We start from the raw sequence: 24,300 nt of genomic DNA, 5'->3' as shown, positions 1-24,300 counted from the left end.
GAGTGGCGGGGCTTGAAGGCAGGGGGAAAAAACGGCGCCCCTTGAGGCGCCGTATGGCCGATCTGCCGATTGGACGGCAGATCAGCTGAATAGAGGAGGGTGTCGCGGGAATTATTGTGGGTCTTGGTTTGGAGCCAGTTCTGCCTGGATGCGCTTGTAGATCTCTTCACGATGCACGGAGACATTTTTCGGTGCATTGATACCTAGCCGGACTTGCAGTCCTTGAACGCCAAGAATCGTCACGGTGATTTCGTCACCGATGTTTATGCTTTCGCCTACTTTGCGAGTGAGTATCAACATAATCTTTTCCTTGATGGCCTCTTGAAACGCCTCTCTCAAGAGGCTGGCGTTTGCCTTTGCGTGGTGATTGTTGCCGAGTACATCCAAATGCATCCATCGTATGACGTTGCAGCGTTGAAATTAATTCCCTCGGGTCATTTTCTTGTCATCGAGATTTGCATCATCGATACGACGAGTACGCCAATTCTGCCCGTTTTGGCACGAAAATGCCCGTAATTACTGGTGGAAAGTAAAAAGTAACGTGAGCCGCAGCGTACCTCGCCATTACCGCCAGCTTTCAGGAGGGCGTTGAGAAGGCCAACTCCCCGACATATGTAAGCGTAGGCATTACTTTGAAACATTGCCCGAGCTTTCTGATATTTCAAAGTGAAAGCGTGTAGTTGAGCGTAGGAAATAGGATTTCAGGCTGAATCCGAGCGCGTTTTACAGCGCCATGCAGGTGCGCGCAGTGTGCCAGAGCCTTGTGTTCACGGGGCTCGCTCAAGTGCGGGGTTCGTATAAAGGACGGGTCTTGGGCGGCATGTAAGAAAACGATGCCGGGGCAGGGAAACAGTCTTCGCGGGCATCTAGTGTCCGCGAAGACTTCATTGCATCGGACGTCGTTAAACGACCATCGACAGCAACAGGACAAAGATCAGGCCGACCACCGAGAGGATGGTTTCCATGACGGTCCAGGTCTTGAAAGTTTCTGCCACGGTCATGTTGAAGTACTGCTTGACCAGCCAGAAACCGGCATCGTTTACATGGGACAGGATCAACGAACCCGCACCGGTAGCCAATACCAGCAGTTCACGGTTGACGCCCGGAATCAGGCCCACTACTGGAGCAACGATACCGGCACCGGTAATGGTTGCGACAGTCGCAGAGCCGGTCGCGATACGAATGACCGCAGCCACCAGCCAGGCCAGAAGGAGCGGGTTGACCTGCGCCTGCACCGCCATGTTGCCGATTACATCACCCACGCCGCTGGCCACCAGCATCTGTTTGAAACCACCCCCCGCGCCGACAATCAGAACGATTGCCGCGACAGGTGCCAGGCTCTGGTCCAGCAGCTTCATGATCTTGGTGCGGTCAAAGCCACGTGCCGAACCGAAGGTGTAGAACGCCAGCAGCAGGGCTGCGAGCAGGGCGCTGATCGGGTGACCGATCAGGTCCATCCAGATGCGGAACATGTTTTCCGGCGGGAATACCACGTCGGCAAACGTCTTGAGCAGCATCAGGAATACCGGCAGCAGGATCGTCACCAGCGTGATGCCGAAGCCAGGCAGGTTTTGTGTGCTCGACTCCTTGGCGATCTGATCCATCAGCTCCTGGGAAGGCGTGCCCGGAATGTATCTGGAAATCCATTTGCCATAGATCGGACCTGCAATGACGGCAGTCGGCAGAGCGATGATCAGGCCATAGAAAATGGTCTTGCCGATGTCGGCACCGAAAATCCCGATAGCCAGCAGCGGACCCGGATGCGGCGGTACCAGGCCGTGAACGGCCGACAGGCCTGCCAGCAGCGGGATACCGATCTTGACGATCGATACGCCAGTGCGACGCGCCACGATGAACACCAGCGGGATCAGCAGTACGAAGCCGATCTCGAAGAACAGCGGGATACCGACCAGGAACGCGGACAGCATCATCGCCCAATGCACTTTCTGCTTGCCGAAGGTGCGAATCAGCGTTTGCGCGATCTGATCCGCGCCGCCCGAGTCGGCCATCAGCTTGCCGAGCATGGTGCCCAGGCCAAGAATGATACCGACGAAGCCCAGTACGCCACCGAAACCGTCCTGGAACGATTTCATGACCTTTTCCACCGGCATCCCGGAGGTCAGGCCCAGGAAGCCCGCTGCAATGGTCAGTGCAACGAAGGGGTGGACTTTGAATTTGGTAATCAGCAGCACAAGGCCGACGACGGTTACCAGCGCATCGATCAGCAGGTACGTCTCATGGGTCATACCGAACATGGGAGGTCTCTCCGGTTGTCTTTGTTTTTAGGAGCCATTCAATGGCGTGATCTTGGAGCGATCTCGCCCTGCAACTCGACGCTGTCCCGTTTTTGAGACAGCGCTGTCTTTCGCGCTCACGCCTTTAGCCGACTCGTGAGGCTTCCCACCATGCCGCAGCTTGCTTGCCAATGGTGTCTACGGACTGAGTCGCATCGACGATCAGTGTCCGGGGTTCACCATGGGGTGGCTCGAGTGCCGCAAACTGACTGTCCACCAGACTGGCCGGCATGAAGTGCCCCGGTCGGTGGGCACAGCGGTCGGTTGCGACTTCCTTGCTCAACTCCAGAAAGACAAAGCCCAGACCCGGTACGGCTTCGCGCAGGCGTTCGCGGTAGCGAAGCTTGAGGGAAGAGCAGGTCAGGACCGGTCGCTCGCCGTTTTCCAGGGCAGCAGCCATTTCCTCGCCCAGGCGGGTCAGCCAGCCGGCGCGGTCTTCATCGTTGAGGGGGATACCGGCGCTCATCTTTTCGATGTTGGCGGCAGGGTGAAAGACATCGCCTTCGATCAGGCGACCACCACTGTTGAGGGCAATTTCTGCGCCGACCACACTCTTGCCGCAGCCGGAAACACCCATCACCACGATGGCGGAAATAGCAGTTTTCGCAGTTGTCACATTAGATACCTCATCTGGAGACAGCGCTGTCTTTGTCCGGTAGACAAAAGATTCAGTCTGGTCTGTTCCAGTTCTTGTCGTTGTTTTAGGTGTAGCCATGCCATTGCAGGCTGTTCTGCGCAGTGATCAGCCGCGAGAAAGCATTGTCACGGTCCATGAGACAGCGCTACCTTAGGGGGCAATGAACACTTTTTGCAACCCCTATGTTAGTTGGCAATAAATGACACGCATTGGTTCCCGCTCGACAGGCCGTCCGACCCTCAATGAAGTAGCGCAACTGGCTGGCGTATCGCCTATCACGGCATCACGGGCATTGCGTGGTGTTGCCACTGTCGCGCCGGAGCTGGTGGACAAGGTTCGCACGGCAGCGCAGAACCTTGGCTATGTCGCCAATCCCGCAGCCCGGGCCCTGGCTTCATCCTGCAGCCAGACGGTCGTGGTGCTGGTGCCGTCGCTCTCCAACCAGTTGTTCATCGAAACCCTGGAAGCCATTCAGGGCGTTCTGCGTACGCGCGGGCTGGAAGTGATGATCGGCAACTATCACTACTCCCCCGACGAAGAAGAAAAACTGCTGCGCAACCATCTGGTCAACCGGCCCAGAGGCATCCTGCTGACCGGTTTCGACCACACACCGGCGGCGCGCCAGATGCTGGAGTCCAGCGGCATTCCCTGTGTGCACATGATGGAGCTGGACACCGAACGCGAGGCGTACTGTGTCGGCTTTTCCCAGGAAGACGCCGGAGCCCAGGCAGCGCGTCATCTGCTGGGGCGCGGTCGCAAGCGTCTTGTGTATATGGCCGCTCAGCTCGACCCACGGGTATTGCGTCGTGGTGCGGGTTTTCGGCAGGTGCTGGAAGAGGCCGGGCTGTTCGACCCCGAGCTGCAAGTCTCGACGCCGCAACCGTCTTCCATCGGTCTGGGTAGCGAGTTGTTCGCTCAGTTGCTGGATCGGCATCCGGATGTGGACGGGATCTTTTTCTGCAACGACGACCTGGCACAGGGCGCATCCCTGGAAGCCTTGCGTCGTGGCATTGCGATTCCGCAGCAGGTCTCCCTGGTGGGGTTCAACGATCTGCCAGGCTCGGCCCATATGGTCCCGCGCCTGACCTCGATCCGCACCCCCCGCCAGGAGGTCGGCCAGCGTGCCGCACAACTACTGCTGGGCCTGCTTGAAGGGCTGGCCCAGCCACCTCATGTGGATCTGGGTTTTGAACTGGTGGTGCGCGAAAGCTCCTGATCCCTGTAGCGAATAATGCATGCCTGTCACTTGTGGGAGGGGCCTTGGCCGCGACAGCCAGCTTTCAGGCGCTGAAAATGTGTTGCCTGTAAGCAAGTCGTCGCGGCCAAGGCCCCTCCCACGGATTGTGACCCTATCCCTCGTTTTTTTGAAATCAGGCCTCCTCCTACAGAATGTGCTCAATTCATTTTCTTGAACTCCAACCGGAACTCATGCAACAGCGGCTCGGTGTAACCACTGGGCTGTTCGCTGCCCTTGAACACCAGCGCACAGGCGGCCTGGAAGGCGACGGATTTCTTGAAGTCCGTCGCCATGGGGTGGTAGTGCGAATCTCCGGCATTCTGCTTGTCGACCACTCTGGCCATCTGCTCCAGAATGCCGAGCACGAACTCCCGTTTGATGACCCCATGCTGCAGCCAGTTGGCCATGTGCTGGCTTGAGATGCGCAGCGTTGCCCGGTCTTCCATCAGCCCGACGTTGTGGATGTCTGGCACCTTGGAGCAACCGACGCCCTGTTCGACCCAGCGCACCACATAACCGAGCAGGCCTTGAGCATTGTTTTCGACTTCTGCGCGGATCTGATCCAGAGACCAGTCAGGCTTGTCGACAACCGGGATGCTTAGCAGGTCATCCAGCAGTTGTTCGCTGATATCGGCCAGTTTTATCTGTTGCAGCTCTTCCTGAATCTTGCGCACCTCGACCTTGTGATAGTGCAGGGCATGCAACGTCGCCGCGGTCGGTGAGGGCACCCAGGCGGTAGTGGCGCCTGCCTGTGGATGGATGATTTTCTGCTCCAGCATGTCAGCCATGCGATCAGGCATTGCCCACATGCCTTTGCCGATCTGCGCCCGTCCGCGCAGGCCGCAGTTCAAACCGACCAGCACATTGTTACGCTCGTAAGCCTTGATCCAGGGCGTGTTTTTCATGTCGCCCTTGCGCAGCACCGGGCCAGCCTGCATGGCGCTGTGGATCTCGTCGCCGGTGCGATCCAGAAAACCGGTGTTGATAAACGCAACCCGCGCCGAAGCCGCTTCGATACAGGCCTTGAGGTTGACGCTGGTGCGGCACTCTTCATCCATGATGCCCATTTTCAGGGTGTGTCTTGGCAGCTTGAGCAGGTCCTCGATACGGCTGAACAGATTATCGGCAAAGGCCACTTCCTGCGGGCCATGCATCTTGGGTTTGACGATGTAGATGCTGCCTGCCCGTGAATTGCCACGGCGCTTGAGGTCATGCAGAGCGATCAGGCTGGTTATCACGCCGTCGAGAATGCCTTCGGGAATCTCATGTTCCTGACGATCCAGAATGGCCGGGTTGGTCATCAGATGGCCGACGTTGCGAATCAGCAGCAGCGAGCGGCCCGGCAGTTTCAGCTCACCGCCGTTGGCTGCCTTGTAGGCGCGATCTGGATTGAGGCTGCGGGTGATGGTCTTGCCGCCTTTTACCAGGTCTTCGCTCAGGTCGCCCTTCATCAGGCCCAGCCAGTTGCGATAGACCGACACCTTGTCGTCGGCATCCACGGCCGTCACCGAGTCTTCGCAATCGATGATGGTCGACAGCGCCGACTCGATCAGCAGGTCCTTGATACCGGCCACATCATTGCTGCCGATGGCGTGTTTGTGATCGATCTGGATTTCGACATGCAGGCCATTGTTCTTTAGCAGCACGGCAGTAGGATGCTGAGGGTCGCCCTGATAGCCGAGGTATTTTTCCGGCTGCAGCAGACCGGTCTCGCTGTCGTCGGCCAGCCTGATCACCAGCTTGCCATCGTTGACTGCGTAATGCCGGGCATCGATGTGCGTGCCACGGGCGAGGGGCGCGATTTCGTCCAGCAGTTCGCGGGCAAAGACAATGACTTTGGCGCCGCGCAGAGGGTTGTAGCCGGCGCTGATTTCAGCACCTTCGCTGGTGGGAATCACATCGGTGCCGTACAGCGCGTCATACAGCGAACCCCAGCGGGCATTGGCCGCATTCAGGGCGTAGCGGGCGTTGCTGGCGGGCACCACCAGTTGCGGGCCGGACTGATCGCTGATTTCCAGGTCTACATTGGAGGTGGTCGCGCAGACCTGCTCCGGTACCGGATGCAGATAACCGATGGATTGCAGAAAGCTGCGGTAGGCCGACATATTGCTGATCGGGCCGGGATGTGCCTTGTGCCATTTATCCAGCTCGCCTTGCAGACGATCACGCTCGGCCAGCAGGTCGCGGTTCAGCGGAGCCAGGTCATGAACCAGCTCATCGAATCCCTCCCAGAACGCTTCACGATCGATTCCGGTGCCCGGCAGGACTTCTTCATCGACGAAGCGTTGCAGAGTGACCGCCACTTTCAAGCGTTGGCATTTAATGAAATCAGTCATGGTCAGGCCTCATCCCTGGTGGTTTTGTGGGCGTAATACCTATCAGTCAAGGTCAATGAATTACTTTGTGGGTGGCGATTTTTGCGTACAGACGCAGAATTTCTGCCAGTTTCAGGGCCTTTTTCGCCAGCAAGCTGCCTCCCACAAGTGTTGTGTGTGCCTTGACCGATCAGCAATGTTCTGTAGCGACTTCAGTCGCGAAAAATCGGCAATCAATCGGCGTTCAGCGCCGCAATCCCGGCCTTGGCCACCTGGGCATCCTGATCGGCTTTCACACCGGAAACGCCCACGGCGCCGATGACCTGGCCATCGACAATCACCGGCACGCCGCCTTCCAGCGATGTCAGCAAAGGGGCGCTGAGAAATGCCGTACGACCACCATTGACCATCTCTTCATAACCCTTGGACTCGCGGCGACCCAGCGCGGAAGTGCGGGCTTTTTCCATGCTGATGTAACTGCTGATCGCGGCTGCACCGTCCAGACGCTCGAAGGCCAGCAGGTGACCACCGTCATCGACCACGGCAATGGACACCGCCCAGTCATTGGCCAGCGCCTCGTTGCGGGCGGCAGTCAGCATCTGGCTGACTTCGGTCTGGGTCAGAACGGCTTTGATTTTCATGGGATTCTCCAGAGTGGTTTTCAGTGAGATTCGGCAGGGTTGAGGGCCTGGTCGATCAGTTCGATCCAGTGCCTTACCGGTGTCCGGTTGGCGCCCGACAGGTGAGTCTGGCAGCCGATATTGGCAGTGGCTATAACGTTTGGCTTGCCACTTTCCAGAGCGTTCATTCTGTTATCGCGCAATTGACGTGATAACGCTGGCTGGGTGATGGAGTAGGTGCCCGCCGAGCCACAGCATAAATGCCCGTCCGGCACGGCTGTGAGGTTGAAGCCCAGACGCGTCAGCACCCGTTCGACTTCGCCGCCAAGTTTCTGTGCATGCTGCAAGGTGCAAGGGCAGTGGAACGCCACGCGCAGGTCGCTCTTGATGCCAAGCGTCTGCAGCGGTTCATCGCGCAGCACTTCCACCAGATCCTTGCTCAAGGCGCTGATCTGCTCGGCCTTGCTGGCGTATTCAGGGTCATGGCGCAGCAGATGACCATAGTCCTTTACGAAGGCACCGCAGCCGCTGGCGGTCTGGATGATGGATTCGGCGCCGCTTTCAATGGCGGGCCACCAGGCATCGATATTGCGCCGCGCCCGATCCAGTCCGGTGTCCTGAGCGTTCAAATGATAGTCCACGGCGCCGCAGCAACCGGCTTCGCTGACAGGCTGCACGCTGATGCCCAGACGATCCAGCACCCGTGCGGTCGCGGCATTGGTATTGGGCGACAGGCCGGGCTGCACGCAACCTTCCAGCAATAGAACCTGACGCTCGTGGCGGTTTGCCGGGCGAGTGCCCGCCGGGTGTATCGAGACCGGCAGCTTGGCCTTGAGGCTGTCAGGCAACAATGGCCGAAAGGTATTGCCCAGTTGCGTCAGGGACTTGAACAGCCCTGCGTTGGGGACCACATGGCGAAGGCTGTCGCGCAACAGGCGCTGGCCCAGCGGGCGAGGCACGGCGGCGTCCACCACGGCTCGTCCGATGTCCAGCAGGTTGTGATAATCCACGCCGGACGGGCAGGTGGTTTCGCAATTGCGGCAGCTCAGGCAGCGGTCCAGGTGCAACTGGGTTTTCTCGGTGACTTCATTGCCTTCCAGCACCTGCTTGATCAGATAGATCCGCCCGCGAGGGCCGTCCAGCTCATCGCCGAGCAATTGATAGGTGGGGCAGGTGGCATTGCAGAAACCGCAATGTACGCAACTGCGCAGGATGCGCTCGGCCTCTTCGGCGCGAGGCAATTGTCTGGCGTGTTCGCTGAGGGTGGTCTGCATGGTCAGAACTCCGCGTACATTCGGCCAGGGTTGAAGATGCCATGAGGATCGAGCCGGGCCTTGAGTTGTTGGTGATAGCGCAGCAGCGGTGTGGCCAGCGGCTGGAACGGACTGTCTTCGTGACCCGGCTGGTAGCAGGTTGCATGGCCGCCGATGGCCTTGACCATCTGGCGGATCGTGTCGCCTTCGGCGTCGGATTTCAGCCAGCGTTGCGCGCCGCCCCAGTCGATCAACTGCTCGCCGGGCAAGTCCAGCACGCCGGTATTGTTGGGGACCGACAAGCGCCATAGCGGGCGACTGTCGAGAAAGAAGTCCAGGCGCTGTTCGTTCAGGTCCTGCCAGTAACCGGCGTCCAGTGCCTGACCGCCGAGTCGGTCCCGTGCAGCGTTTACCGAACCTTCGCCTCCTTCAAGGCGCAGATACAGGACACGGCCATCATGACTGGCGGCGCTGATCGGCATCGGCTGCTGTCCCCATTGAGCCAGACGTTGCAGAGCCTGGGCGCTGTTCATTTCCAGAGCAATGCTGCTGCACTGTCGCGGTTTGGGCAGGACCTTGAGAGAGACTTCGGTCAACAGCCCAAGGCAACCCAGGCTGCCGGTCATCAACCGTGACACGTCGTAACCGGCGACGTTTTTCATCACTTCGCCGCCAAAGCGCAGATGCTTGCCCAGCCCGGTAATCAACCGCGTACCCAGCATGAAATCCCGCACCGAGCCCGACCATGGCCTGCGCGGCCCGGACAGCCCGGCGGCGACGACGCCTCCGACGGTGGCTTCGCCAAACGCCGGTGGTTCGCAGGGCAGCATCTGCCCGGCGTCATCGAGTACTTGCATCAGTTCGCTCAACGGCGTGCCGGCGCGAGCGGTAATCACCAGCTCCGTGGGGTCATAGCTGACAATGCCCCGGTGTTCGCGTGTATCGAGCACTTTGCCTGTCACGTTGCGGCCCAGGAAATGCTTGCTGTTGCCGCCCTGAATCCTCAATGGCGTAGCGTCTTGCAGGGCCAGAGTGACCTGATCGAGCAGGCTCTGGCTGGCATCGCGGTCATGGGGCGTGGCCATCAGAAACGCTCCAGTTCAGGGAAGGGCAACTGGCCTCCGTGGATATGCATGGCGCCGAATTCCGCGCAGCGGTGCAGGGTCGGAATGTTCTTGCCCGGGTTGAGCATGCCGCTGGCATCGAAAGCCGCTTTGATGGCGTGGAAAAAGGTCAGCTCATCGCTGTTGAACTGGGCGCACATCTGATTGATCTTTTCCCGTCCGACGCCGTGCTCACCGGTGATGCTGCCGCCCACCGCAACGCACAGCTCAAGGATCTTGCCGCCCAGGTTCTCGGCTTGTTCCAGTTCCCCCGGCCGGTTGGCATCGAACAGGATCAGCGGGTGCATATTGCCGTCTCCGGCATGGAACACATTGGCGACCCGCAGGCCGTATTCTTCGGACAGTCGGGTGATCCCCTGCAAGACGCCGGGCAGCTCACGGCGCGGAATGGTGCCGTCCATGCAGTAGTAATCCGGCGACAGACGCCCGACCGCCGGGAAGGCATTCTTGCGCCCAGCCCAGAAGCGCACCCGTTCGGCTTCGTCCCTGGCCTGACGCAGTTCGGTGGCACCGGCTCGGGTCAAGACTTCCCGGACCCGCTGGCAGTCATCGTTCACGTCGGCTTCGACGCCATCGAGTTCACACAACAGGATGGCTTCTGCATCGACCGGATAACCGGCATGGATGAAATCCTCGGCCGCACGAATCGCCAGGTTATCCATCATTTCCAGCCCGCCGGGGATGATCCCGGCCGCGATGATGTCGCCCACGGCGCGCCCGGCTTTTTCCACCGAATCAAAAGCCGCCAGCAGCACTTTGGCCACCTGCGGTTTTGGGAGCAGCTTGACCGTCACTTCGGTGATGACCCCCAGCATGCCTTCGGAGCCGGTAAACAGCGCCAGCAGATCGAAGCCCGGCGAGTCCAGCGCTTCGCCGCCCAGGGTCATGGGTTCACCTTCGACGCTGAGCATTTCGACCTTGAGCAGGTTGTGGACGGTCAGGCCGTACTTGAGGCAATGCACACCGCCTGCGTTTTCCGCGACATTGCCACCGATGGAGCAGGCGATCTGCGAAGAAGGGTCCGGCGCGTAATACAGGCCATGAGGCGCTGCTGCCTGAGAGATCGCCAGGTTGCGCACGCCCGGCTGGACGCGGGCCAGACGGGCGGCGGGGTCGATTTCCAGGATCTGATTGAAGCGCGCCATTACCAGCAACACGCCTTTCTCCAGCGGCAAGGCGCCCCCGGAAAGACCGGTGCCTGCGCCACGAGCCACCACCGGCACACGCCGTTCGTGACACAGCCTGAGCAAGGTCTGGACTTCTTCCAGGTGCCGGGGCAATACCACCAGCATGGGCGTGGTGCGATAGGCGGACAGGCCATCGCACTCGTAGGGCCGAAGCTCTTCGGGGCGATGCAGGATATCCAGGTCGGGTAACTGCCGTTGCAGATCATCAAGCAGTTGCTGCTTGTCGACCTCGGGCAGGGCGCCGTCGATGCGTTCGTCGTAGAGAATATTCATGGTGCAACCCACTGTTGTTTTTGTCGGGCTTGCGTACAGCGACTGGCTTGCATCATTGGTGCTGCGGGCCTTACTGTCCATGCTTTACAGGAGTGGTCGAACCAGTTTTTCAAGAGGTTGTGGCGCTGTATCTTGAAAAATACATTTTTAATCAATGGGTTGTTATTGGTCTGGTTCGCCATCGGTTTTTCACTGAATCTGGTCATACCAGTTGGAGCGAGGATGAACGGTTCTACGAAGCCGCGGCCGACACAAGTGGCGGATGTGGTCTGTGAGCGTATCGAGCGGCTGATCGTCGATGGCGTCCTGAAGGTCGGGCAGCTCTTGCCTTCCGAGCGTCGCCTGACCGAAAAGCTTGGCGTTTCCCGTACGGCCTTGCGTGAAGGGCTGAAGCTGCTGCGGGCGAGGGGGATTATCGAAACCGAGCAGGGCAAAGGCTCGTTTGTCGCCCACATGAACAGCCAGCAGCAGGTATCGCCGCTGATGCATCTGTTCGGTTCGCAACCGCGCACCCTGTATGACCTGTTTGAAGTGCGCAGCCTGCTGGAAGGTGAATCGGCGCGATTGGCGGCCTTGCGCGGCACCGATGCCGATTTTGTCCTGATCACCCGCAGCTATGACGCCCTGGTCGCGGCCCAGAGCCAGGCGCTTGAAGCCAGCGAGCATGCCCGGCTCGATCATGCTTTCCATCTGGCCATTTGCGAGGCCTCCCACAACCCGGTGCTGGTGCAGACCTTGCGTTCGCTCACCGATCTGCTGCTCAACACCGTCTATGCCTCGGTCAACAATCTTTATCACCGCGAACCGCAGAAACGCCAGATCGACCGCCAGCATGCCCGTCTGTACAACGCCGTGACCGGCCGTCTCCCGGAGCAGGCCCGCAAGGCCGCGCTCGCGCATATCCAGAGCATCAGTGAAAACCTGCGGGAGATCGAAAACGAAGAGCAGCGACTGGTGCGCTCGACGTTGCGGCTGCAAGGCTGGACGTGAGGGATTGCTTGACAGGTGACGGGCGATACCGCAATTTACGCATAACGTAATGTATTTACGAAAAATAATAACGAGCATTCGCGGATGAATTCGCACCCACGAGACACCGTCTGGCCTGGCCTGTTTACCTACTACCGCTCGACGGCCAGTTATCGTGTGCGTATCGCCCTGGCACTCAAGGGGCTGGATTACACCGCGATCCCGGTCAATCTGGTGGCTGACGGCGGCGAACATCTCAAGCCATCCTACAAGGCCATCAATCCTCAGTGCCGCGTACCGGCCTTGCAGCTTGAGAGCGGTGAAGTCATTACCCAGTCGCCCGCCATTATCGAATACCTCGAAGAACGCTATCCGCAGCCACCTCTGCTTGCCACGGATTTGCTGTTGCGTGCCAGGCAGCGAGCAGTGGCGGCGGTGATCGGTTGCGATACCCATCCGCTGCACAATGTTTCGGTGCTCAACCGGTTGCGCGGCCTGGGTCATGACGAGGCCGCCATTACCGACTGGATTGGCCACTGGATACGCGAAGGGCTCAATACCGTCGAGCAGTTGATTGACGGGACGGTGTTCTGTCTGGGTGATGTGCCCAGCGTGGCAGATGTGTATCTTCTACCGCAGGTCTATGCGGCGCGGCGCTTCAAGGTCGACCTGAGCGCTTATCCGCGTATCGCCCGGGTCGAGCAGCAGGCGCTGCAATTTCCTGCCTTTCTGAAGGCCCACCCGGACACACAACCGGACAAGCCGGACTAGACTGAGATTTATGAAAACACTGGGTCTGCAACTGATTTTTGGTGACTTCCTCGCCCGCAGCGTCCGGGGCGTTCCCTGTGCGCCGCCCGCAGAAAAGTGATTCGAGCTGTCTCGCGTTCTCACTTTTCCTGCAAGGAGCCAGACCATGGCTGATCTCTACGAAAACCCGATGGGCCTGATGGGCTTTGAATTCATCGAATTCGCCTCACCGACCCCCAATACCCTTGAGCCTGTCTTCGAGATGATGGGCTTCACCAAGGTCGCGACCCACCGCTCCAAGGATGTGGTGCTGTATCGCCAAGGCGCGATCAACCTGATTCTCAACAACGAGCCCCACAGCCTGGCGTCGTACTTTGCGGCGGAGCACGGGCCGTCGGTGTGCGGCATGGCGTTTCGGGTCAAGGATGCGCAAAAGGCCTATAGCCGCGCCCTTGAGCTGGGCGCCCAGCCCGTGGAAATCGCCACCGGGCCCATGGAGTTGCGCTTGCCGGCGATCAAAGGCATTGGTGGCGCGCCGCTGTACCTGATTGACCGTTTTGGCGAAGGCACTTCGATCTATGACATCGACTTCAATTTCATTGAAGGCGTGGACCGGCATCCGGTGGGTGCAGGCCTGAAGTTCATCGATCACCTGACCCATAACGTCTATCGCGGGCGCATGGCGTACTGGGCGAACTTCTATGAAAAGCTGTTCAACTTTCGCGAAATCCGCTATTTCGACATCAAGGGGGAATACACCGGCCTGACGTCGAAGGCCATGACCGCACCCGATGGCATGATCCGCATTCCCTTGAACGAAGAGTCCTCGAAAGGCGCAGGCCAGATCGAAGAGTTCCTGATGCAGTTCAATGGTGAAGGCATCCAGCATGTGGCGTTCTTCACCGATGACCTCATCCAGACCTGGGATGCCCTGAAAACCACCGGCATGCGCTTCATGACCGCGCCGCCGGAAACCTACTACGAAATGCTCGAAGGCCGCCTGCCTGACCACGGCGAACCCGAAGCCGAGCTGAAATCCCGGGGCATCCTCCTCGATGGCTCGTCCGAAGGCGGGCAGCGTCGTCTGCTGCTGCAGATCTTCTCCGAAACCCTGATGGGGCCGGTGTTCTTCGAATTCATCCAGCGCAAGGGCGATGACGGGTTTGGCGAGGGCAATTTCAAGGCGCTGTTCGAGTCGATCGAACGTGATCAGATCCGGCGTGGGGTGTTGATGGCGGAGTAGAGGAGAGCGGCAAGTTTCAAGCTATAAGCTGCAAGAAAGAGCAGATCCGAGTGGGCTTTTGCTTCTCACTTGTAGCTTGTAGCTTATGGCTTGCTGCTTTCAGCCCCCCATCCTCCCACTGATCGCCTGTGCCGTTGCAAGTAATTGCTCGGCCGCCAGGTCCTGCGCCTTGCCCGTCAGGAGCGCGCTCGAACCCACCACCGTCACCACTCCCGCCAGCTTGTTGCCCATGGCAAAAACCGGCGATGACACGGCGTTGACCCCAGGCATCAGCAACCCTTGGATCTGATGCACGCCATGGGTGCGGATCTGTTCGACATGTTGCTCGACGTCCTTGAGCTGCGCTGTGTTCAGGTGCAGGGTTTCCTGGTCGCGCAGGGCGGCGGTTTCCCGGTCATCCAGAAAGCTGGCGAATACCAGGCCAGTAGATGAACTCAGCAGGGGTAATACCGAACCGATCTGAGTCACCAGCGTGACGGCGCCTGTGGATTGCTCCACATACACCACCGTCGGCCCTTTGTTGCCCCAGACTGCCAGGAAGCAGGTCTGATTCAGCTCGTCACGCAAGGTGGCCAAATGAGGCGCGGCGACTTTCAGCACGTCCAGCTTGCCCAGCGAGGCCAATCCGACCTGCAAGGCTTCACGGCCCAGACCATAGTGGTTGGTGACCCCGTCCTGTTCGGCAAAACCGCTGGCAATCAGCGCTTGCAGGTAGCGGTGTACCTTGCTGGCCGGCATGCCCAAGTGCTCGGCCAGTTTTGACAGCGAGGTCGAAGGTGTCAGTTCGGCCAGGGCCTTGAGCACGCCAAGGCCGACTTCGGCTGCCTGAACCTTTTGCTGGCGCCCGCTGGCAGGGTTTTCGATTTCATCGGTCATGAGTGGGGCGCCAATCTGGAAAGGCAGCTTTATAGCTTGACCACACCTCAAACTCAAATTACGTTATTCGTAATTGATTTACGATTTTTGATTCGCCGCTATGCGACCCAATAAAAACAAGAGGTCCAGATGCCTGTTCATTCCAATAGAGAACCCCTGGTGTATCAGTCCGGTTTCGGCAATCACTTCAGCAGTGAAGCGTTGCCCGGTGCTTTGCCGGTCGGTCAGAACTCTCCGCAGAAACATGCGCTAGGGCTGTATGCCGAACTGCTGTCCGGCACTGCGTTCACGGTTCCGCGCTCCGAGGCCCGGCGTACCTGGCTGTACCGGATCAAACCTTCTGCTGCTCATCCTCGCTATGAGCGCCTGGCCCGACAGATCACGGGGCTTGAGCAAGGGCCGATCACGCCCAATCGACTGCGCTGGAATGCCTTCGACATTCCTGCAGAACCCACTGACTTCATCGACGGCCTGATTGCGCTGGCCAGTACCAGTGCCGCGGATCAGGCCGAGGGCGTGAGCATTTACGTTTACCGGGCCAATGCCTCGATGCAGCGGGCATTCTTCAATGCCGATGGCGAGTGGCTGGTGGTGCCGCAGCAGGGAAGGTTGCGCATCGTTACCGAGCTTGGGCTGCTGGACATCGAGCCTCAGGAAATTGCGGTACTGCCCCGAGGCATGAAATTCAGTGTGCAACTGCTGGACGACACTGCCCGAGGCTACATCTGCGAGAACCATGGCTGTGCGTTGCGCCTGCCGGATCTGGGGCCTATCGGCAGCAACGGGCTGGCCAACCCGCGAGACTTTCTGGCACCCATCGCCCGGTTCGAGAACAGCGATACGCCGGTTGAACTGGTGCAGAAGTTTCTCGGTGAGCTGTGGTCCACGCAACTGGATCATTCGCCCTTCGACGTGGTGGGCTGGCATGGCAACAACGTGCCGTACAAGTATGACCTGCGTCGTTTCAACACCATCGGTACGGTCAGTTTCGATCACCCGGACCCGTCGATCTTCACGGTGCTCACGGCACCGGGCGCGGTGCATGGGCAGGCCAATATCGATTTCGTGATCTTCCCGCCACGCTGGATGGTGGCGGAAAACACCTTCCGGCCGCCGTGGTTCCATCGCAACCTGATGAGCGAATTCATGGGCCTGATCGAGGGTGTCTACGACGCCAAGGCCGAAGGCTTCATGCCCGGCGGTGCGTCGCTGCATAACTGCATGAGCGCCCACGGCCCCGACAATGCCACCGCAGCAAAAGCCATCGCCGCCGAGCTCAAACCCCACAAGATCGATAACACCCTGGCCTTCATGTTCGAGACCGGCAAAGTGCTGCGCCCAAGCCGTCACGCCCTGAGCTGTGAGCAACTGCAACGCGACTACGACGCTTGCTGGAATGACATGGCCAGCCTCTTCAATAAGGAACAGCCTTGATGAATGCTTCTTCAACCCGCCACAGCTGGATTGCCTCGGCCAACGGCCATCCCGATTTCCCCTTGCAGAACCTGCCACTGGGGGTGTTCAGCCACGGTGATACAGGCCCTCGTGGCGGCGTGGCCATCGGGGATTTTGTGTTCGATCTGCAAGCAGCGGTGCAGGCCGGTTTCTTCGAGGGCGAAGCGCAGATCGTCGCCGAGGTCGCCAGCCGTGATCAGTTGAATGACTTCTTTGCGCTGGGTGCAACGGCGCGGAGGACCTTGCGTCATGCCTTGTTGCACTTGCTCGCAGAAGACAGCCCGCAACGTACCCGCCTGGAGGCCGTCAGTAATCTTCTGCATCCGATGAGCGAGTGCCGCCTGCATGTGCCGGCGAGGGTAGGGGATTACACGGATTTTTACGTCGGCATCCACCACGCCACGAACGTCGGCAAACTGTTCCGTCCGGACAATCCTTTGCTGCCCAATTACAAGTACGTGCCCATCGCCTATCACGGTCGGGCGTCAACGTTGTGCATCTCCGGTACACCCATCAAACGCCCCAATGGCCAGACACTGGCTCCGGGTCAGGAAGTGCCGACCTTCGGCCCCTGCAAGCGGCTGGATTATGAGCTGGAAATGGGCGTGTGGATCGGGCCTGGCAATGAGCAGGGCACATCGATTGCGATTGATCGGGCAAGCGAGCACATCGCCGGTTTCTGCCTGCTCAACGACTGGTCGGCACGGGATATCCAGGCCTGGGAATACCAACCGCTGGGGCCGTTCCTGTCCAAGAGTTTTGCCACGACAATTTCCCCCTGGGTGGTGACCGCCGAAGCCCTGGCCCCGTTTCGCAGCCCCCAACCGTCGCGTCCCGAAGGCGATCCACAGCCGTTGCCGTACCTGCTGGATCCGGCGGATCAGGAAAACGGTGCGCTGGATATCGAACTGGAGGTCTTGCTGCTGACCGAACAGATGAAGGCTCAGGGCCTGGAACCTTATCGTCTGGCCCTGAGCAACAGCCTGAACATGTACTGGACCGTGGCGCAGATGGTCACGCACCACAGCGTCAACGGCTGCAAGCTGCAACCGGGTGATCTGTTCGGCACCGGAACCTTGTCCGGCCCCCAGGCCGGGCAGTTCGGCAGCCTGCTGGAAATGACCGAAGGCGGCAAGCAAACGGTGACATTGCCCAGCGGCGAGGAGCGTCGTTTTCTGGAATCGGGCGACGAAGTGATCCTGCGCGCCCGTTGTCATCGTGAAGGGCAGGTGTCGATCGGGTTTGGCGAGTGTCGGGGTGTGATTCTAATGCCGATCAGTTAAGGCACACCTGTTACTTGTGGGAGGGGCCTTGGCCGCGACGACTAGCGTGAAGGCAACACATTTTCAGCGCCTGAACTGGCTGTCGCGGCCAAGGCCCCTCCCACGGATTGTGATCTTGCCACCTGCTTTTTTGACATCAGCCTCTTAACTGATCGGCATCAGGGTGTAGTGCTGGGCTGATGCTCTCGCAGCCTCAGTGCCTGAACCGCTCCCGATAAGCCTGGGGCGTGACCGACAGGGCCCGCAGAAAACTGCGGCGCAGGGTTTCTTCGCTGCCAAAACCGCATTGTGATGCGATGCGTTTGATGCCCAGCGTGCTCTCACTCAACAGGCGTCGCGCAGCCTCGACGCGAAGCTGTTCGACGGCCTTGGCCGGTGTCGTGCCGGTCTGGGCGCTGTAGTGGCGGACAAAACTGCGTTCGCTCATGCCTACCCGGGCAGCGAGGCTTGTGACCGACAAATCGTCATCCAGATTCTCCATCAGCCAGCCATGCAACTCGGCGAAGCGGTTTTGCGTGGGATGGCTGGCTTGCTGCATCGACAGTGCGTTGCTGAACTGCGCCTGACCACCGGGGCGCTTGAGAAAAACCACCAGATCACGGGCCACTGCCAGCGCCATGGCATGTCCGAGGTCCTGTTCGATCAGGGCCAGCGCCAGGTCTATGCCCGCCGTGACGCCCGCCGATGTCCAGAACGGACCGTCATTGATGAAGATCGGATCGGGATCGACCCGTAAACTCGGAAAACGCTTGGCCAGCCTGTCGCAACTGTCCCAATGGGTGACCACGCGCCGATTATCCAGAAGCCCGGTCTGCGCCAGGAGAAACGCACCCGAGCAGACGGATGTCACGCGCCGGGCTGTTGCTGCCTGCTGCTGTATCCAGTTCACCAAGCCTGCATTTTCCATCGCGGCGCCGATGCCGCGACCGCCAGCGATGATCAACGTATCGCAAGGCTCGTCGCTGGGCAGTGGCCATGTCTGCAGCCCCAATCCCGCTGACGACATGACACTGCCGGGCTCGGCCGCTACCACTTTCATGGCATAAGGCAGCGGTTTGCCCAAGCCTTCCAGACGCCGGTTGGCCGAGGCGAACACCTGCAGCGGCCCGCAGACATCCAGGACCTGAACGTCGGCGAAGGCAAGGATATGAATGACTTTCTGGCTGTCAGCCATGGAGCAACCTTCATCGAGATGATTGGCGTAATTGGTGGGGTTTATGGCATATCTGCCAGAGGCCGTCCAGATACAGTTCATGCATCCCATCTTTCTGCAGGAGTTATCGAGATGACGTTGCATATCGGCCTTCTGGTGTTTCCCGGTGTACAGCAACTGGATCTGACCGGGCCTTACGAAGTATTTGCCTCGTTGCCCGACATCAAGGTGCATCTGGTCTGGAAAACCCTGGAACCGCTGAAGGCCAGCACCCACCTGACGCTGGTGCCTACGGTGGATTTCGAGGGTTGCCCACGGCTGGATGTCATCTGCATTCCCGGTGGCATGGGCATCAATGCCTTGCTGGAAGACGAGCAGACCCTGGCATTCATTGCAGATCAGGCGTGTACGGCACGTTATGTCACTTCTGTGTGTACCGGCGCACTGGTGCTGGGTGCAGCGGGGCTTTTACAGGGACGCCGTGCAACCACTCATTGGGCCTCGCATTCATTGCTGGAGGCCTTTGGGGTCATTGCCACTCAAGGGCGCGTGGTGCGCGATGGCAACCTGTTGACTGGCGGCGGGGTGACGGCGGGGATCGATTTTGCGCTGACGCTGGCGGCCGAACTCTTCGGTGACGAGAGTGCCCAGGCGATTCAACTGCAACTGGAATACGCTCCTGCACCGCCTTTCGAAGCGGGCAGTCCGGCCACTGCGCCAGCGAGGGTTCTGGACATGACCCGCCAGCGTCTTGCGGCATCCCTGGAGCAGCGGCATGAGATCGTCAGGCGAATCACTGAGCGGGCTTGATCTCGTACCAGCCCAGAAACATGTCCAGTGCCGATTCGATCACTTCGGTCTGTTTCTCGGGGGTGAGAATCTCGGCATTGAGGGTCAGTTGCGGCCAGAAGGAAAAAGCTTTGAGCAGGGCATGCATCTGGGCGGCAGCGAAGCCCGGGTCGACGGGTTTCAGGCGTCCATCCTTCTGGGCGGCGCGAATCCAGACCGAGAAGGTTTCTTCACGTTCGTTGAGGCGGGTCATCCATGTCTGGGCACGGTCTGGGGAGTGAACGGTCGCACCCACGACCACCCGTGCCAGGTCCAGGAAGTTGCTGTCTGCCAGGGTGTCCATCTTGTGTCGCAACAAGTCGCGCAGTTGTTCGCGCAGTCCTTTATCGGCCTTGTAAGGCTCGTCGGGCGAGGGGAACGCGCACGCCCACAGGCGTTGAATGATTTCCGCGAAGAGCTCTTCCTTGCTGGGGAAGTGGTTATAGACCGTGCGCTTGGAAACTTCGGCCCGTGCCGCGATGCGGTCCATGCTGGTGACTTCGAAGCCGCGATCACGAAACTCGGCAATGGCTGCCAGGACAATGGCTTCGCGTTTCTGGTCGGTAAGTCGCATGGGGGCTTTCATAGGTTCGCTTCAAACGTGCGTTTAGAGAAAATTACACTCGGCAGTTTACTTGTCGTAGCCAATCATGCAAGCTTAAAACTACACCGTGTAGTGTAAAACACTGTTACACATTTTCACGCCACGTTCCGCAAGGTGCGTATAGCTTGATTCAGCACGGCAGGAATCTCGACCTGTTATCAGGAGTCAGTACATCATGGCCATGAATCCCCCAAAAACAGATGCCGCTTCATTGCCTGTCTTGTCTCGTCATGAGGGGCGCTATCGCAACCATGCGCCGGTCAAGTCGCTGGGGTTTGTCCGCACCCTGGGGGTGTTCTGGAATGCCATGTTCAACAAGCCACGTGACACTCGGCCAGCAGGCGAGATTCCGGTCCAGTCGCTGTCACGCCAGCAATTGCTGGCAGCCCCGAACAATACGGTGTATCGCCTCGGGCACTCCACCGTGCTGCTCAAGCTGCACAATGAGTTCTGGCTGACGGATCCGGTGTTTGCCGAGCGTGCTTCGCCCGTGCAGTGGGCCGGCCCGAAACGTTTCCACCAACCGCCGATCAGCCTTGAAGATCTGCCGCCACTCAAGGCAGTCATTCTTTCGCACAATCACTACGATCATCTCGATCACATGACCATCAAGACCCTGATGGACAAGACCGAGCACTTCCTGACCCCCTTGGGCGTGGGCGATACCTTGATCGAGTGGGGCGTTCCGGTGCACAAGGTGCGGCAACTCGACTGGTGGCAATCCGCAGAAGTGTCGGGCATCCGTTTTGTTGCCACACCTTCACAGCACTTTTCCGGGCGGACCCTGCTCGACAGCAATCAGACCCTCTGGGCCTCCTGGGTGATTCTGGCGGATGAGCAGCGGATCTTCTTCAGTGGCGACTCCGGCTACTTCGATGGCTTCAAAACCATCGGCGAGCAATACGGCCCCTTCGACCTGACCCTTATGGAAACCGGTGCCTATAACGTCCAGTGGCCGGATGTGCACATGCAACCGGAGCAGACCCTGCAAGCGCATATCGACCTGCGTGGCCGTTGGCTGCTGCCGATTCACAACGGCACTTTCGATCTGGCGATGCATGCCTGGCACGAGCCCTTCGACCGTATTCTGGCGCTGGCCTGGGAGAAGAATGTCTCCATTACCACGCCGCTCATGGGGCAGCCGTTCTACATCCAGTACCCGTGCCGTGGTGAAACCTGGTGGCTGGAAGTAGAGGAAACCGATGAGCCTGCGAAGGCTGTGGTTACAAGGCCGGAGCCTCATGCGCGTTGCGACTGCCGTCAGCAAAATGCCTGATGTATCGAGGTTTGTTACACCCTGTAATGATGTGAGTCCTCACAGGATCCGGTGACGTTGAAGGGGGAGACGGCGTGATCGTGTTTTGATGTTATCTTGCTAGCGCTGACTTGATCTGCCGTCAGTGCCACGAGAAAACTCGATGCTCAACAGTAATGCTCTCAGAAAGCTCGACATGCAGGACCTTATGGTCTTCGTTTCGGTTTACGAGCAGCGCAATCTGACACTGGTGTCGGAAGCACTGCATGTCAGCCAGTCGACGGTCAGTTACTGCTTGAAGAAGTTGCGGGCCAACTTCGAAGACGATTTGTTCATCAGCACCCGCAACGGCATGCGCCCGACGCGCAAGGCCATTGCCATGCACAGCCATGTGCAGCAGATCCTGCAGAAAGTCAATCTGTGCCATGACGGACTGCAACTGTTCAACCCCAGCAGCCGGCAGACAACCTTCACAGTCTGCGCCCCCGAGTATTTCGAGCTGCTGGTGCTGCCGCATCTGATGCGCAGCTTTATCGCTGCCGGATTTACCGTGACCGTCAACGTTCAGAAGCTGAACAAGGAACTGCCTGCCCAGGCTCTGAATGAGGGCCAGTTCGATCTGGCTTTGTGTTTCGGCCCTGGCTTTCATCGCATTCCCGAAGGGCTGGCGAAGCAGGTTCTGCTGGAAGACGACCTTGTCTGCGTCATGGACGCACAGTTCGCGCCCCAGTGCGCCAGCATCGATCTCGAAACCTTCACCCAACGCCATCATGTGTACCCGACACCCTGGACGTCCGACACCAATATGGTGGATGGCTGGTTGCAGCGCCAGGGACGCGAGCGGCACATCATCACCCGCGCCAACAGTTACCGTGCAGCGTTGCAACTGCTGGAGGGGACCGATTTCATTCTGGTCATGCCACGCCGCATCCAGACCCTGCTGGCCACCGCCTCCTGGGTCGCTGTATTTGAACTGCCCCCTGATCTGCCGGAATTCACTCTGGATATGGTCTGGAGCAGGCATCTTGAGGAAGACGAAGCCAATGGCTGGTTTCGCGAACAGGTGGTGAAGGTCTGTGCGGAGCAGGGGTTGCTCTGAGTCATCATGTTGCGTGCTTGCGGGGTCCTGCAGGAGGGAACTCAGCAAGGAAAAGCAGAAAAATAAAAATTTGTGAAAATTTTGCGAATTAATGAAGGCAATATGATGTCACAGAAACGCTTCCTGAAATTTTCTGCATCTGGTTCCTTCTCCTTTCCTGCGAGTTCGCAACATGAATATTCTGAGTCAGTCCAAGTTTTCGACCAAGTTGCTGGCAGCTTTTATCTTCTGTGCTCTGATTACCCTGTCTGTAGGTGGCCTGGGTATGGTGGGAATCAGTCGATTGGCCGATGCCCTGGCGTTGACCTTTTCCAACAATCTGGTCTCGGTGGCTAACACCAATGAAACCCTGACCAGCCTGACCGCCCATAACCGTGGGCTCTACAGGTTGCTCGATGCCCAGGATGGCGGCGTACCGGAGGCGGACAAGGAGAGGGTTCGTCAGGCAATTGCGTCGGATCTGGAGCGTATGCAGAAGGTGTTTGCCACTTACCGCGCAACGCCTCTGGAGGATGATGAGCGAGCCGCCGGGGATGAGTTCGAGAAGCTCATGCCTGCTTACATTGCGGGTGCCAGTAGAGTAACGGAGCTCATGACAGCGGGTGATCTGGCCGGGGCACGCAATCGCCTGAACGAACTCTCTGGCGAGGGTTTCTCCAAGGCTCGCAGTCTGGTGCGGATCATGATCGACTCCAACAATCGCCAGATCAAGGAAGGTGCGATTGCTGCTGCCGAACTCAAGTCCAGCGCCATTGTGATGCTGTCGACGGGCGTCATTATCGCTTTTATCGTCGCCATCATTCTGGGCATCCTGATTACCCGCATGATTACCGGTCCTCTGGCCATTGCAGTCGCCAGTGCCCAGCGCATCGCCAAGGGGGATCTGACTCAACCTATCGCTTCTGATCGTGGCGACGAAGCCGGCCAATTGCTCAATGCGCTGTCCGACATGCAGGGCGGTCTCAAATACACCATTCAGGAGATCGCCAGCGCTTCGGGGCAACTGGCTTCGGCTGCCGAGGAACTGAGCGCTGTCACCGACGAAAGCACTCGCGGGCTGACCCGTCAGAATGACGAAATCCAGCAGGCGGCCACGGCCGTCAACCAGATGACCGCAGCGGTCGAAGAAGTTGCCCGCAACGCCGTGTCGACTTCCGAAGCGTCGAAAACCGCGACTGACGATGCTGTGCAGGGCCGTGGCCAGGTGGATCAGACCGTCAAGGGCATCACCACCATGGTCAGTGAAATTACTCAGTCGACCGAGGCGGTTGCGCAACTGGCCGGTCATGTCCGTGATATCAGCAAGGTGCTGGAAGTGATCCGCAGCATCGCTGAACAGACCAACCTGCTGGCGTTGAATGCTGCCATTGAAGCAGCCCGTGCCGGTGAGCAGGGACGTGGTTTTGCCGTAGTGGCCGATGAAGTGCGTGCCCTGGCTCATCGCACCCAGGCTTCGACCGTGGAAATCGAAGGCATGATCGGTACTGTCCAGGCGGGTGCCGACGGTGCGGTTGCGGCCATGGGCAAGAGCCTGTCGCTGGCCACCAACACTCAGGAACTGGCAGAGCGTGCAGGTTCGGCGCTGGTCAAGATTACCGATGGTGTCGCGACCATCAACGAGCGCAATCTGGTGATTGCTTCGGCTTCCGAAGAACAGGCTCAGGTGGCCCGTGAAGTGGACCGCAACCTGCTGAACATCCAGGACCTCTCGACCCAGAGCGCGGCGGGTGCCAACCAGACCAGTGCGTCGAGTCAGGAGCTTTCGCGTCTGGCCACGTCCTTTAACGTGCTGGTAGCCAAGTTTCAGCTTTGAAGACTTAGCATTTTCGGCAGGCCTCTCGAAGG

The 24,300-nt window shown here is 59.1% G+C and carries 20 protein-coding genes and 2 pseudogenes; 11 read left to right on the top strand and 11 right to left on the bottom strand.

All coding sequences use genetic code 11. The features are described 5' to 3' along the window. Positions 1 to 111 precede the first annotated feature (111 nt). The 3 genes from csrA to KQP88_RS15340 all read right to left on the bottom strand — a co-directional run bounded on the left by csrA (position 112) and on the right by KQP88_RS15340 (position 2,871). Positions 112 to 300 carry a carbon storage regulator CsrA gene (gene csrA, locus KQP88_RS15350; protein WP_002554157.1) on the bottom strand — a complete coding sequence of 63 codons (189 nt, stop codon included), beginning with the start codon at positions 298 to 300 and terminating at the stop codon, positions 112 to 114. Between the two features lie 602 nt (positions 301 to 902). After that, positions 903 to 2,255, bottom strand: a complete 1,353-nt coding sequence (locus KQP88_RS15345) for a GntP family permease (RefSeq protein WP_198727514.1) — start codon at positions 2,253 to 2,255, stop codon at positions 903 to 905. A 124-nt stretch (positions 2,256 to 2,379) separates the two neighbouring features. After that, on the bottom strand, positions 2,380 to 2,871 hold the full coding sequence (locus KQP88_RS15340) for a gluconokinase (RefSeq protein WP_216705974.1): 492 nt from the start codon (positions 2,869 to 2,871) through the stop codon (positions 2,380 to 2,382). A 259-nt stretch (positions 2,872 to 3,130) separates the two neighbouring features. Between KQP88_RS15340 and gntR the strand changes: the two genes are divergently transcribed. Next, positions 3,131 to 4,147: an HTH-type transcriptional regulator GntR gene (gntR, locus tag KQP88_RS15335; RefSeq protein ID WP_095066887.1), complete on the top strand. Its 1,017-nt coding sequence runs from the start codon at positions 3,131 to 3,133 to the stop codon at positions 4,145 to 4,147. Positions 4,148 to 4,326: 179 nt separating this feature from the next. On the opposite strand, the gene KQP88_RS15330 is transcribed toward gntR, so the two are convergent. From KQP88_RS15330 to glcD, 5 genes are all read right to left on the bottom strand, one after another. After that, positions 4,327 to 6,504 (bottom strand): malate synthase G, encoded by a 2,178-nt coding sequence (locus KQP88_RS15330; protein WP_216703521.1) that lies wholly within the window; start codon positions 6,502 to 6,504, stop codon positions 4,327 to 4,329. 212 nt (positions 6,505 to 6,716) lie between these two features. After that, the gene (locus KQP88_RS15325) at positions 6,717 to 7,124 is read right to left on the bottom strand and encodes a heme-binding protein (RefSeq protein ID WP_198727511.1); all 408 of its coding nucleotides are present in this window, start codon (positions 7,122 to 7,124) and stop codon (positions 6,717 to 6,719) included. A 20-nt stretch (positions 7,125 to 7,144) separates the two neighbouring features. Then, positions 7,145 to 8,377 (bottom strand): glycolate oxidase subunit GlcF, encoded by a 1,233-nt coding sequence (gene glcF / locus KQP88_RS15320; RefSeq protein ID WP_216703520.1) that lies wholly within the window; start codon positions 8,375 to 8,377, stop codon positions 7,145 to 7,147. Between the two features lie 2 nt (positions 8,378 to 8,379). Continuing rightward, positions 8,380 to 9,441: a glycolate oxidase subunit GlcE gene (gene glcE / locus KQP88_RS15315; protein WP_216703519.1), complete on the bottom strand. Its 1,062-nt coding sequence runs from the start codon at positions 9,439 to 9,441 to the stop codon at positions 8,380 to 8,382. Then, entirely contained in the window at positions 9,441 to 10,940 is a 1,500-nt protein-coding gene (gene glcD / locus KQP88_RS15310; protein ID WP_216703518.1) for a glycolate oxidase subunit GlcD, read from the bottom strand. The genes glcE and glcD overlap by 1 nt, the downstream gene beginning before the upstream one ends. A 222-nt stretch (positions 10,941 to 11,162) precedes the next feature. Here glcD and glcC point away from each other — a divergent pair, with 222 nt between their 5' ends. From glcC to hppD, 3 genes are all read left to right on the top strand, one after another. After that, a complete protein-coding gene (gene glcC / locus KQP88_RS15305) occupies positions 11,163 to 11,930 on the top strand; it encodes a transcriptional regulator GlcC (protein ID WP_216703517.1) in 768 nt (255 codons plus the stop codon). An 84-nt stretch (positions 11,931 to 12,014) separates the two neighbouring features. Beyond that, a complete protein-coding gene (gene maiA / locus KQP88_RS15300; protein WP_216703516.1) occupies positions 12,015 to 12,680 on the top strand; it encodes a maleylacetoacetate isomerase in 666 nt (221 codons plus the stop codon). Between the two features lie 145 nt (positions 12,681 to 12,825). Next, positions 12,826 to 13,902, top strand: a complete 1,077-nt coding sequence (gene hppD, locus KQP88_RS15295; protein WP_200993256.1) for a 4-hydroxyphenylpyruvate dioxygenase — start codon at positions 12,826 to 12,828, stop codon at positions 13,900 to 13,902. 99 nt (positions 13,903 to 14,001) lie between these two features. On the opposite strand, the gene KQP88_RS15290 is transcribed toward hppD, so the two are convergent. Further along, positions 14,002 to 14,778 (bottom strand): IclR family transcriptional regulator, encoded by a 777-nt coding sequence (locus KQP88_RS15290; protein WP_216703515.1) that lies wholly within the window; start codon positions 14,776 to 14,778, stop codon positions 14,002 to 14,004. A 129-nt stretch (positions 14,779 to 14,907) separates the two neighbouring features. Between KQP88_RS15290 and hmgA the strand changes: the two genes are divergently transcribed. Together hmgA and fahA are read left to right on the top strand one after the other, a co-directional pair. Further along, positions 14,908 to 16,212 carry a homogentisate 1,2-dioxygenase gene (gene hmgA, locus KQP88_RS15285; protein ID WP_216703514.1) on the top strand — a complete coding sequence of 435 codons (1,305 nt, stop codon included), beginning with the start codon at positions 14,908 to 14,910 and terminating at the stop codon, positions 16,210 to 16,212. Next, complete coding sequence (gene fahA / locus KQP88_RS15280; protein WP_216703513.1) at positions 16,212 to 17,516, top strand: fumarylacetoacetase; 1,305 nt, start codon at positions 16,212 to 16,214, stop codon at positions 17,514 to 17,516. Before hmgA ends, fahA begins: the two co-directional genes overlap by 1 nt. Positions 17,517 to 17,709: 193 nt before the next feature. Here the strand turns inward: fahA and KQP88_RS15275 are convergent, their stop codons facing one another. Beyond that, positions 17,710 to 18,690 (bottom strand): GlxA family transcriptional regulator, encoded by a 981-nt coding sequence (locus KQP88_RS15275; RefSeq protein ID WP_216705973.1) that lies wholly within the window; start codon positions 18,688 to 18,690, stop codon positions 17,710 to 17,712. Between the two features lie 111 nt (positions 18,691 to 18,801). Here KQP88_RS15275 and KQP88_RS15270 point away from each other — a divergent pair, with 111 nt between their 5' ends. After that, the gene (locus KQP88_RS15270) at positions 18,802 to 19,479 is read left to right on the top strand and encodes a DJ-1/PfpI family protein (RefSeq protein ID WP_216703512.1); all 678 of its coding nucleotides are present in this window, start codon (positions 18,802 to 18,804) and stop codon (positions 19,477 to 19,479) included. Here the strand turns inward: KQP88_RS15270 and KQP88_RS15265 are convergent. Next, on the bottom strand, positions 19,463 to 20,083 hold the full coding sequence (locus KQP88_RS15265; RefSeq protein ID WP_198727500.1) for a TetR/AcrR family transcriptional regulator: 621 nt from the start codon (positions 20,081 to 20,083) through the stop codon (positions 19,463 to 19,465). The two genes, KQP88_RS15270 and KQP88_RS15265, sit on opposite strands and share 17 nt — an antisense overlap. 193 nt (positions 20,084 to 20,276) lie before the next feature. On the opposite strand from KQP88_RS15265, the gene KQP88_RS15260 reads away from it, so the two are divergent. The 4 genes and pseudogenes from KQP88_RS15260 to KQP88_RS15250 form a co-directional block, all read left to right on the top strand. Continuing rightward, a complete protein-coding gene (locus tag KQP88_RS15260) occupies positions 20,277 to 21,377 on the top strand; it encodes an MBL fold metallo-hydrolase (protein ID WP_216703511.1) in 1,101 nt (366 codons plus the stop codon). A gap of 142 nt (positions 21,378 to 21,519) precedes the next feature. After that, the gene (locus KQP88_RS15255; RefSeq protein ID WP_216703510.1) at positions 21,520 to 22,455 is read left to right on the top strand and encodes a LysR family transcriptional regulator; all 936 of its coding nucleotides are present in this window, start codon (positions 21,520 to 21,522) and stop codon (positions 22,453 to 22,455) included. Between the two features lie 172 nt (positions 22,456 to 22,627). Beyond that, positions 22,628 to 23,101, top strand: a pseudogene (locus tag KQP88_RS25630) (MCP four helix bundle domain-containing protein); the annotation flags it as partial. A 6-nt stretch (positions 23,102 to 23,107) separates the two neighbouring features. Next, positions 23,108 to 24,268 (top strand): annotated as a pseudogene (locus tag KQP88_RS15250) (methyl-accepting chemotaxis protein); the annotation flags it as partial. Between the last annotated feature and the right edge of the window lie 32 nt (positions 24,269 to 24,300).

Source organism: Pseudomonas lijiangensis (assembly GCF_018968705.1).
In the GTDB taxonomy this organism is placed as follows: Bacteria; Pseudomonadota; Gammaproteobacteria; order Pseudomonadales; family Pseudomonadaceae; genus Aquipseudomonas; species Aquipseudomonas lijiangensis.
The sequence above is the reverse complement of the archived record's forward strand: the minus strand, read 5'-3'. Positions and strand labels throughout refer to the sequence as shown.